The organism is Pseudoalteromonas rubra, from assembly GCF_000967655.1.
Lineage (GTDB): Bacteria > Pseudomonadota > Gammaproteobacteria > Enterobacterales > Alteromonadaceae > Pseudoalteromonas > Pseudoalteromonas rubra_A.
Genome location: NZ_JXYA01000004.1, coordinates 163,592 through 174,809, shown reverse-complemented (window position 1 = coordinate 174,809; position 11,218 = coordinate 163,592). Strand labels below are relative to the sequence as shown.

General features: G+C 46.6%; 12 protein-coding genes. 5 read left to right on the top strand and 7 right to left on the bottom strand.

Translation table 11 applies throughout. The features are described 5' to 3' along the window. The first annotated feature begins 133 nt into the window (after positions 1-133). Positions 134-766: a maleylacetoacetate isomerase gene (maiA, locus tag TW77_RS02765; RefSeq protein ID WP_046003442.1), complete on the top strand. Its 633-nt coding sequence runs from the start codon at positions 134-136 to the stop codon at positions 764-766. Positions 767-813: 47 nt separating this feature from the next. Here the strand turns inward: maiA and TW77_RS02760 are convergent, their stop codons facing one another. After that, positions 814-1,044: a TIGR02647 family protein gene (locus tag TW77_RS02760; RefSeq protein WP_010381049.1), complete on the bottom strand. Its 231-nt coding sequence runs from the start codon at positions 1,042-1,044 to the stop codon at positions 814-816. Between the two features lie 152 nt (positions 1,045-1,196). Between TW77_RS02760 and TW77_RS02755 the strand changes: the two genes are divergently transcribed. Together TW77_RS02755 and TW77_RS02750 are read left to right on the top strand one after the other, a co-directional pair. Further along, positions 1,197-1,481 (top strand): DUF1496 domain-containing protein, encoded by a 285-nt coding sequence (locus tag TW77_RS02755; RefSeq protein WP_052713007.1) that lies wholly within the window; start codon positions 1,197-1,199, stop codon positions 1,479-1,481. A gap of 28 nt (positions 1,482-1,509) precedes the next feature. Next, on the top strand, positions 1,510-1,758 hold the full coding sequence (locus TW77_RS02750) for a VF530 family DNA-binding protein (protein WP_046003441.1): 249 nt from the start codon (positions 1,510-1,512) through the stop codon (positions 1,756-1,758). On the opposite strand, the gene TW77_RS02745 is transcribed toward TW77_RS02750, so the two are convergent. The 3 genes from TW77_RS02745 to TW77_RS02735 all read right to left on the bottom strand — a co-directional run bounded on the left by TW77_RS02745 (position 1,755) and on the right by TW77_RS02735 (position 4,785). Beyond that, positions 1,755-2,453: a substrate-binding periplasmic protein gene (locus tag TW77_RS02745; protein WP_052713006.1), complete on the bottom strand. Its 699-nt coding sequence runs from the start codon at positions 2,451-2,453 to the stop codon at positions 1,755-1,757. The genes TW77_RS02750 and TW77_RS02745 overlap by 4 nt on opposite strands. A gap of 156 nt (positions 2,454-2,609) precedes the next feature. Next, on the bottom strand, positions 2,610-3,722 hold the full coding sequence (locus TW77_RS02740; RefSeq protein WP_046003440.1) for an arginase family protein: 1,113 nt from the start codon (positions 3,720-3,722) through the stop codon (positions 2,610-2,612). 283 nt (positions 3,723-4,005) lie between these two features. Beyond that, on the bottom strand, positions 4,006-4,785 hold the full coding sequence (locus tag TW77_RS02735; RefSeq protein WP_046003439.1) for a DUF2189 domain-containing protein: 780 nt from the start codon (positions 4,783-4,785) through the stop codon (positions 4,006-4,008). A 318-nt stretch (positions 4,786-5,103) separates the two neighbouring features. On the opposite strand from TW77_RS02735, the gene udp reads away from it, so the two are divergent. Then, complete coding sequence (udp, locus tag TW77_RS02730; RefSeq protein WP_046003438.1) at positions 5,104-5,874, top strand: uridine phosphorylase; 771 nt, start codon at positions 5,104-5,106, stop codon at positions 5,872-5,874. On the opposite strand, the gene cdd is transcribed toward udp, so the two are convergent. The 3 genes from cdd to ppc form a co-directional block, all read right to left on the bottom strand. Further along, a complete protein-coding gene (gene cdd, locus TW77_RS02725; RefSeq protein ID WP_046003437.1) occupies positions 5,871-6,740 on the bottom strand; it encodes a cytidine deaminase in 870 nt (289 codons plus the stop codon). The two genes, udp and cdd, sit on opposite strands and share 4 nt — an antisense overlap. An 81-nt stretch (positions 6,741-6,821) precedes the next feature. After that, on the bottom strand, positions 6,822-7,190 hold the full coding sequence (locus TW77_RS02720) for a hypothetical protein (RefSeq protein ID WP_046003436.1): 369 nt from the start codon (positions 7,188-7,190) through the stop codon (positions 6,822-6,824). 182 nt (positions 7,191-7,372) lie between these two features. Further along, complete coding sequence (gene ppc, locus TW77_RS02715; RefSeq protein WP_046003435.1) at positions 7,373-10,006, bottom strand: phosphoenolpyruvate carboxylase; 2,634 nt, start codon at positions 10,004-10,006, stop codon at positions 7,373-7,375. Positions 10,007-10,469: 463 nt separating this feature from the next. Between ppc and TW77_RS02710 the strand changes: the two genes are divergently transcribed. Then, a complete protein-coding gene (locus TW77_RS02710) occupies positions 10,470-11,201 on the top strand; it encodes a tetratricopeptide repeat protein (RefSeq protein ID WP_046003434.1) in 732 nt (243 codons plus the stop codon). Positions 11,202-11,218 lie beyond the last annotated feature (17 nt).

The window sequence follows — 11,218 nt, the reverse complement described above, 5'->3', positions numbered from 1 at the left end:
ATTTAGAACAACTAAATAGCAAAATTTTTGCCTTGTTATCGACTATATTTTCTCGCCTCAAAATAGAACACTTAATTAAGCAAATTGGTATAATATAAAAACTTAACCTACGTCGTGAACAAAAGGATCAACCATGAAACTGTATACTTATTTTCGCTCCTCTGCTGCGTACCGAGTGCGGATAGCACTCAACCTAAAGGCACTGGATCATGAGCTTGTGCCCGTCAACCTGCTAAAATCTGAACAACAAGGGGTTGATTACCTGAGTAAAAACGGCCAAGGTCTGCTCCCCGCTCTGGAAACGGACCAGGGCGTACTGGCACAGTCTTTAGCCATATTAGAATGGCTCGAGGAAACTTACCAAGCAACTCCCCTACTGCCTGCAGATCCCTGGGAAAAAGCACAGATCCGCAACTTTTGCTATGCCATAGCTTGTGATATTCACCCAATTGATAACCTCAGAGTATTGAAATACCTAAGCAACGAACTGGCTGTGACCGATGAGCAAAAGAACACCTGGTATCGCCATTGGGTAATTGAAGGGTTTAAAAAACTGGAAGCAATGCTGGATGACAACAGTGCGTTTTGCTTTGGTGATAAGCCAACGCTTGCTGACGTTTGCCTGGTTCCTCAGGTCTATAATGCCTTGCGCTTTAAAGTAGATATGAGCGAGTTTCCAAAAATTGCGCGTATTCATGAACACTGCAACACGCTGGCAGCGTTTTCAGATGCTGCGCCGGAAAATCAACCGGACGCGCCCAAATAATAATAAAGTCAGGAGCGCTTTAAACGCGCTCCTGCTCTCCTCTCGCACTATTTAAGTGCACTGTGCACCTGGTCCAGATGCACCAGTAGATCGTGCCCCAAATCGGTTAAGTATCCCCCGTCGGGTTGGTCAATCACGCCCTTGGCATACAAGCGCTCTGCCGCCGACAAAATATCCTGATCTGCATTTTTGTGTATTTTTATCCCCTGATGCAAACTGCTACGTGGAAACTTCACCAGCAACTCCAGCTCAGCCATTAGTTTTTCATCAAATGCCATATTCCCTCCTGAGACCGTAAAACAGGCCCAACTTCTGCATAATTTACCGCCACTGGCTAGCCAAAAAAGCCTTGCCAGCACATTACCAATAGCTAAGGTGTATAGTACATTAGCTTTCCCCCTTAAATTTAGCTGGAACTCGGAGTTATGCCATGAAAAATAAGCTAATTTGCTTTTTATTTACAATTTTATTGATTCCACTCAAAGGGGCAGCCTTTGGTAACGAAACCAATCTCTACCTTGAACAGCTTCAAAGTGTATGTTGGTATCAGGACTTAAGGTACTCAGAAGGGTCTGTCATCAAACAGGCTGATAAGCTCTATGTCTGTTCATATCGATATCAAAATCAACCACAGAGTCCACTGATGTGGCTGAAGCTCGATAAAAACGGCGACCCCGTCAGAGTAGAAATGAAAGGCAAAATCAGGGTACACTAGCGACTTTTAATGAACGAACATAAGCAGTATGAGCGAATCACAACCTAATAACCCGTTACATGGTATAAAGCTCCAGGATATAGTTGAGCGCCTGGTTGAGCAACTCGGGTGGGAAGCCATGGCTGAAGCGGTCAATATCAATTGTTTCAAGAAGGATCCGTCAGTCAAATCGAGCCTCAAGTTTCTCCGTAAAACCCCCTGGGCAAGAGAAAAAGTAGAGCAGCTCTATCTGGACACATTCCATGGTTTTAGCTGGCCGGAGATTAAAAAGCCTTAGTACAGGCGTTGGTAAGCAGCCTGAATACGCTGGATGATCCGCGCAGGCACTTTTTTGTTGCAGGCAAAATAGAGCTGAGTACTCATAGTTTCAATCCTCATCACCGGCTCAAGCTCGTGGCTCAAGGGTTCACTTTTGCTCTTATGCTCGAACTGAGCATCGCTTAATATCACCAAGTCAACGATATTTCTGCGTGTAGCCAGTAGCTGAAATACCTTATCAAAAGACTGGATCAAAAGCAGTTGCTGACCTTCTACGAACCCCTGGCTCTTCAGGTATTGGTGGCTAAAGTTGTCACGGATCACTGCAATCTTATACTGCCTGGCTTGCTCAAGAGAGTCGATGCGAATGTTTGCCGTCTTGAGCGCATAAAATGAGGTTGTAAAAGCGCCGATGGGAAACACCCATGAGAATAACCCATTCCGTTGCTCGCTCTTAGCGATAGAAAATATACACGTATTTGGGTCTCGCTTAGCGCTGTTATAAGACGTGCTCCAATTATCAATACTCAACCGATAATCAACCTGTGCTTCTTTGAGCACAGCTGTCACCTTCTCTGCAGCATGACCGACCAGCTCCCCCTCTCCGTTCACATACTGAAAATGTGCGAAATTCTCGGTAACCAGGGTGAGTGTATAGGCATATGCACCTGCGTTACCCAGCATAAGCCACGCGTAAACAAACCAGCGTACCAAGCATCGCTCCTTATGAATTATTCAGACTGCAATTTTTAATATAGGAAAATATTCCAATACTGTGAATACAAAGGGTAGTTAAATTTTCGAGGAGTTAGGAAAAACAGATGACATAAAACAAGAAAGAAGGCCAACGCCTTCTTTCTGGTGATTGTTTTAGCCTTTGTTCATGGCATCAATCAGGAAGGCTGATAGTTTAGCCCCTTCACGCAGGGTTGTTTCAGAGCTAGACTGACCTGCCAAAGAGCTATCCGTGAATGGCGCAATCTCCATCATATCAGCACCGGTGATAGGGAACTCTTTACTTAGCGCAGTCAGAATTGTCATTGCCTCATCCGGTGTCATACCACCAGACTCAGGTGTGCCAGTTGCAGCTGCAAACTCTTCATCCAGCGCATCAATGTCGAAGCTCACATAAAGTTCATCAACTTTATCTTCTTTAAGCTGTTTGATTACCTGCTCAACGATGACGTCGGCACCTTGTTCACGAATTTCATTCGCCCAGTGTTGCTTAACACCAAACGTTGACTCCCAATGTTGCTTACTCTTGCCGCTTGAACGGATCCCGAACTGAATCAGGTGGTGGGGTGCTGGCAGAAACTCCAGAATATGCGTACACCAGGAACCAAAACACAGATCAATACCCAAGCGCTCAACCAGCAGATCGGTATGTGCATCGAAATGAATGATAGCCGTGCGCTTACCTTGTTCACGTTTAGCCTTCAGATAGGCTTTAGTAAGCGGGTAGCTGATTGAATGGTCGCCACCGATACCAAAGATACCTTTTTCAGGATAATGAGCATAAAAACCGTCACATACATCTTCAGTGATAGACAGTGGAGAAACGTGATACTCACTGTTTTCATCCTGGTAAAGTGCCTTCTGACAGTTGCTGATCGTTCCCTCGTTTAAATACTTATCGTGAAGTAAGTGAGGAATAACGCGCACATCACCTAAGTCAAACGCACTGACTTGTGGTTGCTCAGTCAACAAAGTCGAGCGAAGAAATAATGGCCCCCAGTTAGCACCTCTTAGGATCCCGCCACCACAATCAGAGCTGATCCCTAAAATAGCCGCCTTGTGTTCACTGTCACCTAATGTGTTTAATGATGCTTTCCAAAGAGGTTCAACGTTTTCTGTCTGTCCATACAGCTTTTCACGTAGCGCCGCTTTTCTTTCCTTTGCTGTGTTGACGGTAAATACACCATCGCCCGGCGGACACAGACAGTTTTCTATTTTCTGATGAAATTTTGCTTTGCTATCACTCATTGAGACCTCCTCAGTCAACTGCATAAACATGCCACACCGCTACTTATAGATTTATTGCCAGATCTGCGCTGCTATTTGGGTAAGCTAACCTCAAGCTTTGAGTACAACTCGCGAACAAATCAAACTAACCCTTTAATTTCAATTAGTTAAGAAGATAGTGTGGACTTTAAAATATTAAAATATACTTTTCTGAAGCTGGTATATCATGGCTGGGAGATAAGTCAACCGCCCTGCTACTGCCAAGCGCAGCAAGGGCGGTTGAATATGCAGGCTAAGTGTTTGCTTATTCGTATTTTCTCGGTTTCTTAGTCTTTATTGTCGCGATGTAACCATGCCAACTTGCATAGGCCAGTAATGGCATAATCACAATAAATCCGGCTGTACCAGTTAAGAAACCCACAATTACCAGCACACCTATGGTTGCGCCCCACACTATCATGGCAGCAACGTTAGATTTCACTGCATGGATAGAGGACACCACTGCAGTCATGATATCGACACGGCGTTCCATCATGATCTGAGGTGTAAACGCCGAAATGGCAAACACAGTGACAACCAATATGCCACCAACTAGCGTGCCCAGCCCTAAAAATGCCGACAGCTGTTCAAAATTAGGGTTAGGTACATTCGGATACAGTGCATGGATCAGAGCTGCTAACCTCATCCAGACAATCATAATCACCATCAGCAAAATGGCAAAACCCCACTCTCCCGCAGGGTTTCTGAACATAGATTTCAAACTATGGCTCAACGTCGGTTTATGACCCTTCTCAAGCTCCCAGGCGACATCATACAAGCCGGCAGCAAATGCGGGCCCTATTAACGCAAACGCAACAGCCGCGGGCAAAATGACCAAGTGAGTTTCCACCTCAAATGCGAGCCACATTATGGCTGCAGGGATCGTTGTAAAAACCAGTCCATATATCAGACTTAGTAAAGGTGCTCTGGCGATGTCTTTAAATGCGAGTGCGAGCCAATGAAACGCCACAAAGGGGCTTAACTTGTTGCTTTCAAAACAGCGGGCAAACTCGGTGTGCTTGTCTATCGATTGTGTTGCAGGCATAGTAGGTATTCCCCATTTGCTTCTCCTTATTAAGGTTTAGAAGACAGTCGACAATGTTGCAAGCAATCGGTTAATTTGAATGGCTTCAGGCGTTACATTTGGCCTCATTAATGACCCCTACCTTAGCGGTAATTAATTGACAACCCTTTGTTTCAGGGCCCATTACACTTAATACGACGGGTTTTTCTTTGATCTTGATATTATTCTCGATTGAAAAACATAATTGTAACGCTCAAAGGCCAGTATAAGGACATTCGTCCTGTACTTAAATGCAGGTAAAACTGACCATTGGGCTTTAGAACTATACAAGGTTTATTTATGGAAAAGGTATTTCACCTGGGTCTTTCGAAAGCAGATCTAAACGGTGCAACACTGGCTATCGTACCTGGCGACCCTAAACGTTCAGAGCGTATTGCTTCACAACTCGATAACCCTAAATGTTTAGCACAGACACGTGAATTTCACGTCTATCTTGGCGATATCAAAGGCCAATCCATTGTCATTTGCTCAACCGGTATTGGCGGCCCATCTACCTCTATTGCTGTAGAAGAGCTGGCTCAACTTGGTGTAAATACTTTCCTGCGCATCGGCACAACTGGTGCTATCCAGCCACATATTAACGAAGGTGATATTCTGGTCAGCACAGCGTCTGTGCGCCTTGACGGTGCCAGCCAGCATTTTGCGCCACTGGCCTACCCGGCGGTTTCAGATTTCCATTGCACCGCAGCTATGGTCGAGGCGTGTGATCAGTTGGGTGTTACCTATCATACCGGTATTACCGCTTCGAGCGACACCTTCTACCCGGGCCAGGAGCGCTACGACACTTTCTCCGGCTACGTGCCAAAAGCATTTCAGGGCTCTTGTGAAGAATGGCAAAAGCTCAATGTTATGAACTACGAGATGGAATCAGCAACGCTGTTCACTATGTGTGCGGCACTGGGTTTAAAAGCGGCGTGTGTTGCAGGCGTACTGGTAAACCGCACTCGTCAGGAAATTCCGAACGTCGATCATCAGCTGGTTGAAAAAAATGCAGTGTCTGTGGTTATCAAAGCCGCAGAGCTGGTACTGGAAAAAACAAAGCAGGCTTAAGCCTGCTTTGTGTCTATCTGATAATATTGCAGCTCTAGCGCCTCGTTAAAGCTGCTTATCACCGCCTCTGTGACCGCGCGCTGATTCTCTCTTCCTTTTGTTTCCACCAACGTGGCTCGCTCAATTTTCGCCTCAGCCAATATCTGGCAACTCATGGCTAGCTGACTGAGAGCACTTTGCATGGGCGATAAGCTTGGGCTATACGCCGCATTCTCAACGTAGCGGCCATAAAAGCGTGTGCCATCAGTCATTACCAGCTCAGCAGCGGCAATATTGTTTGTATAAGGCGCATAAACTTGGGTCAAGTGACTGATAAGCTCACTGGATAGCCCGTGCGCATTTGCAATATTGACCGGTGCACTGTTGAACAGTGACTCCTGATTGCCCAAATCTGTCGGGCCAAAGTCTCCCGGTAGCAGCTGAGATAATGAGGTTTCACCACTTGGCAGTGTGATCTTAAGTTGCTTGGCGTTACTCAGTTCATTCATAAACTGGCGGCAGTAGCCACAGGGTGCAGCGGTAATATCCAGGCTGGTAATTTCCTTAGCCCCATTTAACCAGGCATTGTTGATCGCGGCCTGTTCGGCGTGTACCACCAAAGACAGCGCCTGGTGTGAAAACTCCAGATTAGCGCCCAAAAAATACTGGTCGCTATGCTTATCATATGCCACAGCGCCGACCAGAAATGAGGAAATAGGTGCCTGAGCAAAGCTGGCAGCATATGGCAATAGCGCTTGCCCTAACTGTGCTTTACTACAACCGAGTATGGTTTGAATGTGATTTTGAAGATCGAGGTTTAATACGCCTTTGGCGGTTTTACATACTTCCAGTACGGAAGAGTTTAGCTTGTTGTCAGTATCTACCATATATCGTTATTATTCGCGCAGGTAAAGGCCTGCACAGCGCTGTTTTGCGCTTGTTTCATGGCAGACCAGTTTACGCCTGAATCAGCTTTTACTCAACCATTCCTTGGCACTTTTGAAGCACTCAAAGTTCTCGGCATGAATACCAAAACGCTGCACCTTTTGAAGGAACAAATCATGCATAAAGCCTTCAATCCCCACGACCCGAGCAATCTTCATGTTTTTAACATGGTGAGCAACTTTAGGCATGATATTAACCACGTCAATTGCTGCAAATCTGTGTTCCAGCTCAGACACATCTACCAGTAACTTACTACTTTGGTGTTTGCTGGCATAGTTGTTAGCCGCCTTATAGGCATTAACAACATCATCCACTCCTGCTTTGCCTCTGAGGGTCATCATGATCAGGGTGGTGGTTTCATCATAAGTGATACTGGTTGAAAGCGTTGACATTTCAGCCTCTGACTATTGCTTTAATTAACGTGAAGCGCATTTACAAGGTAGCAGGGGATTCTAGTTAATTAAGAATTGATGTCAACAAACCAACCATAAAAAACCAGATAAAATAAAAAAACCAACCCATAAGGATTGGTTTTTGTTATTGCAGAATAAACTCGCTATTGCAGCAAATAAAATTAACCCGTATTTCTTATCCCTGCTGCAATACCCATCATAGTGATCATCAATGCACTATCGAGTTCATGGTTGGCTTTCTCTCGGGTCCGTTTAAGCAACTCTACCTGTAGTACATTTAGTGGATCGGTATAAGGATTGCGCAGCTCGATTGATTCGCGGATCCAAGGCTGTGCAGACAGCAAAGATCCCTTTGGCGCATACTTTTTAATAAATTGGGTCGCTTCTTTTAATTCACTGCGCAGGGATTCACCCAGAGGTTGTAAGTCATCGGGCACCAAACGCGCATCATAGTATTCGCTCAACCACAAATCGGTTTTACAAAACACCATTTCCAGCATTTCCAGACGCGTTCTGAAAAACGGCCACTGTTCACTCATCTCGCCCAGCAATTCCTCACCATAGGTCTTCACGACACTCTGAATACCTGCTAGTGCACCCAGCCATGCCGGAAGCATCAGGCGATTCTGACTCCAGGCAAAGATCCAGGGGATCGCTCTGAGACTCTCAATGCCGCCCTGCGGCTTACGCTTAGCCGGACGAGAACCCAAAGGAAGCTTCGCCAGTTCAATTTCTGGCGTTGCGGCCCTAAAATAGGATACAAAGTCGGCATTGCCGCGAACAAAATCCCGGTACTGTTTGCACGAGTGCTCACTCAACAGCGCCATAGCTGCACGCCAGTCCGCTTTAGGTTGCGGAGGCGGATAAAGATTATTCTCGATAATTGCACTGGCATACAATGACAGGCTTTGGATAGCAACCGGTGTCAGGCCAAATTTAAAGCGGATCATCTCGCCTTGCTCTGTGACCCTTAACCCGTGACTCAAAGAACCGGGTGGCTGAGAACGCAGCGCCTGCGCCGCCGGTGCTCCACCCCGCCCTATGGTGCCACCACGGCCATGGAAAAGGTGCATCTCAACCTGATATTTATCTCCTACTTCAATGAGCTGCTCCATGGCGAGATACTGTGCCCAGCCCGCAGCCATCATGCCAGCATCTTTAGCGGAATCAGAATAGCCAATCATGACATACTGTTGCTGACCCACGTGTCCTTTATACCAACTGGAGTCAAATAGCTGCTGCATAACCTGTTGTGCGTGATTAAGGTCATCGAGTGTTTCAAACAGCGGTGCGACAGGCAGCTTGAACGGACAACCACTTTCTTGTAGCAACAGCTCTACCGCCAACACGTCCGATGCTTCTCTGGCCATTGAAATGATGTAAATCCCCAGCGCGGCTCTATCCTGTGCGGCAATAACAGAAAACGTATCCAGCACCTCCTGCACTTCTTCGCTGGGTTGCCAGTGTTTGGGCAGCAAGGGCCGTCGCGACGATAGCTCCGAGAGTAAAAACGCTTGTTTATCCTGTTCAGACCATTGGGCGTAATCTCCCAGTCCCAAATAGCGAGTCACTTCAGACAATACGTCGCTGTGGCGTCCTGAATCCTGACGAATATCCAGTTTACACAGCTGTACCCCAAAACACCTGAGCCTGTGTATCACATCCAGCAACATGCCATTGGCAACCACTTCCATGCCACACTCAGTGAGTGAACAATAGCACGCACTTAAGGGCTCCATCAGTTGTGAGGTTGAGCGGATCTTATCCTGGTATGAACTGGGCCGGGACTTAATCTTATGCTCCAAAAACAAGATTGTTTCATTGATGTCAGCTTTAAGCTGCTTGAGGAGTGCGCGATAAGGTTCGGGGTGATCCCCGGTCAGCGCTTTGAGCGCCTCATTCGCAGGCGCCATCGACAACTCGGAGCTAAGCACATCTAAGTCACGATAATACAAGTCCAGCGCCATCCAGCGACCATGGTCTAACACGCTCTGGGTTACCTCAGCAGTCACATTAGGATTACCGTCCCTATCTCCCCCCATCCAGGAAGCCAGGCTAACAGGGGCATAGTCTTCAGGGAGCGTGATGCCAAGCTGCCCTTGCGCAAGCTGAGTGAGTGTTCGGGTAAATTTAGGCACCGCATCCCACAGGCTATTCTCTATGACCGCAAATCCCCACTTCGCTTCTTCAAGCGGCGTGGGTCGCTTATTTCTGATTTCGTTGGTGTGCCAAGCCTGGCAGATCAACTGCTCAATTCGTGCAATGACCTCATTGCGACACAGGTTATTATCCAGACATGCCCCAAGCTCAGATAAACAATCGCTCAACTCAACATGCTTGCTGATTAGTGTACGACGAGTCACTTCGGTGGGATGCGCCGTGAGTACCAACTCGATAGACAGGTTTTCGATAACCTGGGCGACCTTGTGTTGATCTGTGTCGCCCAGACTCACTTTCTTGGTGATCTCAGACAAAGTAGTTTGCAGAGTATCGAACGGGCCTTGCGGACAGCCTGAATCAGAAATTGTATGCTGCTGCTCAGCGACGTTGGCAAGATTAAGAAAATGACTGAATGCACGGCACACCGGCAGCAGCTCTTCATCTGGTAAAGATTGCAGTGTTTCAATTAACGTCTCTCTGGCCTGTGCGTCGCCACCACGGGATGATTTAGCCAAATGACGGATCAACTCCACTTTTTCGAGTACTTCTGGCCCCTGTGAGTGGGCTATCGTGGTGCCCAACAACTCACCTAACAGACTCACGTTTCGTTTCAATTCTGTATATTGCTGTTGCATAAAATGCTCCCTGAACAATTTTCACTCATCCCAATATACTGACTCTACAGAAAAAAAGAAAAGATACTTTGATGACAAGCAAAAGCTAAAAGTTATAAAGCCCTCAAACGCAATTAATTATCATTTACTGTTGACATTACACATATCGTTAGTGATAATCATTCTCAATGAAGTCAAAAACACCTCGTTGCTCTATTCTCCGTTTCCGGCTTCATTAACGTTGATATGCCAGCTACTTTTCACAGGAGGAGTTGGCAAACGTACTCATTTACTTGCTACATTGCTCATATCAGTGACGGTTGATATGTATCAGAAAAGCCCGAAAGGGCTTTTTTTATTTCTCTTCAATCGCTTATACTACTCATTTGGCATAGTTACATACCAAAACCAGAATAGCGTCGCAGTGCTATACTCAGCACTTAGATCTGGTGATACACAACGTCGGTTTTGAAGGAGAACGCACATGTGGCAAAAACTAACTTACGCACTGGCCTTTGCGGGTCTGCTTGCCAACACACCCGCAGCGCAAGCCGGGCTCGAAGAAGGTATTGAAGCAGCAAATGCCGGACAATTTGATGTCGCCCTGAAAGAATTCAGATATCTGGCTGATATGGGGTATGCACCGGGCATCTACGAGCTGGCCAAAATGTATGAGGGTGGATATGGCGTACCCAGAAACCCATATAAAGCGGCTGAGCTGATGCAGCAGGCTGTCAAGCTGGGCAGTGCCGACGCGATGTTTTCACTGGCCGTTATGTACGATCAAGGCCAGGGCGTAAAAATCGATAAACAAAAAGCGGTTGATCTGTTTATGTCGGCAGCGAAAAAGAACTTACCTGCCGCGCAGTTTAACCTGGGCGTGATGCATGCCAATGGCGATGGAGTTACACAAGACTATAATCAGGCCAGATTCTGGTACGAGCGTGCCGCTGCCAATAATTATACACTGGCGATGTTCAATCTTGCGTTGCTTTATTATCAGGGTCTCGGTGGAGAGAAAAACGTTCAACGCTCATACATCTGGAATACGCTGGCCGAATATAACGGCTATCGCCCGGCAACAACCAGTCGTAGATTGGATGAGAAGAGCATGTCACGGTCTCAACGTGAAGATGCGCAGGAGATTGCTGATACCATCTATCATAAGATCCAGGCTGGTACTTATATTGCGGGTTCTCAGATTACAGAGGGCTAGCCGCAAAACAGAGCAAT

Bases quoted from the DNA above. Each gene is read 5' to 3' on its own strand.
- maiA (WP_046003442.1), top strand. From the start codon at position 134: ATGAAACTGTATACTTATTTTCGCTCCTCTGCTGCGTACCGAGTGCGG.
- TW77_RS02760 (WP_010381049.1), bottom strand. From the start codon at position 1,044: ATGGCATTTGATGAAAAACTAATGGCTGAGCTGGAGTTGCTGGTGAAG.
- TW77_RS02755 (WP_052713007.1), top strand. From the start codon at position 1,197: ATGAAAAATAAGCTAATTTGCTTTTTATTTACAATTTTATTGATTCCA.
- TW77_RS02750 (WP_046003441.1), top strand. From the start codon at position 1,510: ATGAGCGAATCACAACCTAATAACCCGTTACATGGTATAAAGCTCCAG.
- TW77_RS02740 (WP_046003440.1), bottom strand. From the start codon at position 3,722: ATGAGTGATAGCAAAGCAAAATTTCATCAGAAAATAGAAAACTGTCTG.
- TW77_RS02735 (WP_046003439.1), bottom strand. From the start codon at position 4,785: ATGCCTGCAACACAATCGATAGACAAGCACACCGAGTTTGCCCGCTGT.
- udp (WP_046003438.1), top strand. From the start codon at position 5,104: ATGGAAAAGGTATTTCACCTGGGTCTTTCGAAAGCAGATCTAAACGGT.
- cdd (WP_046003437.1), bottom strand. From the start codon at position 6,740: ATGGTAGATACTGACAACAAGCTAAACTCTTCCGTACTGGAAGTATGT.
- TW77_RS02720 (WP_046003436.1), bottom strand. From the start codon at position 7,190: ATGTCAACGCTTTCAACCAGTATCACTTATGATGAAACCACCACCCTG.
- ppc (WP_046003435.1), bottom strand. From the start codon at position 10,006: ATGCAACAGCAATATACAGAATTGAAACGAAACGTGAGTCTGTTAGGT.
- TW77_RS02710 (WP_046003434.1), top strand. From the start codon at position 10,470: ATGTGGCAAAAACTAACTTACGCACTGGCCTTTGCGGGTCTGCTTGCC.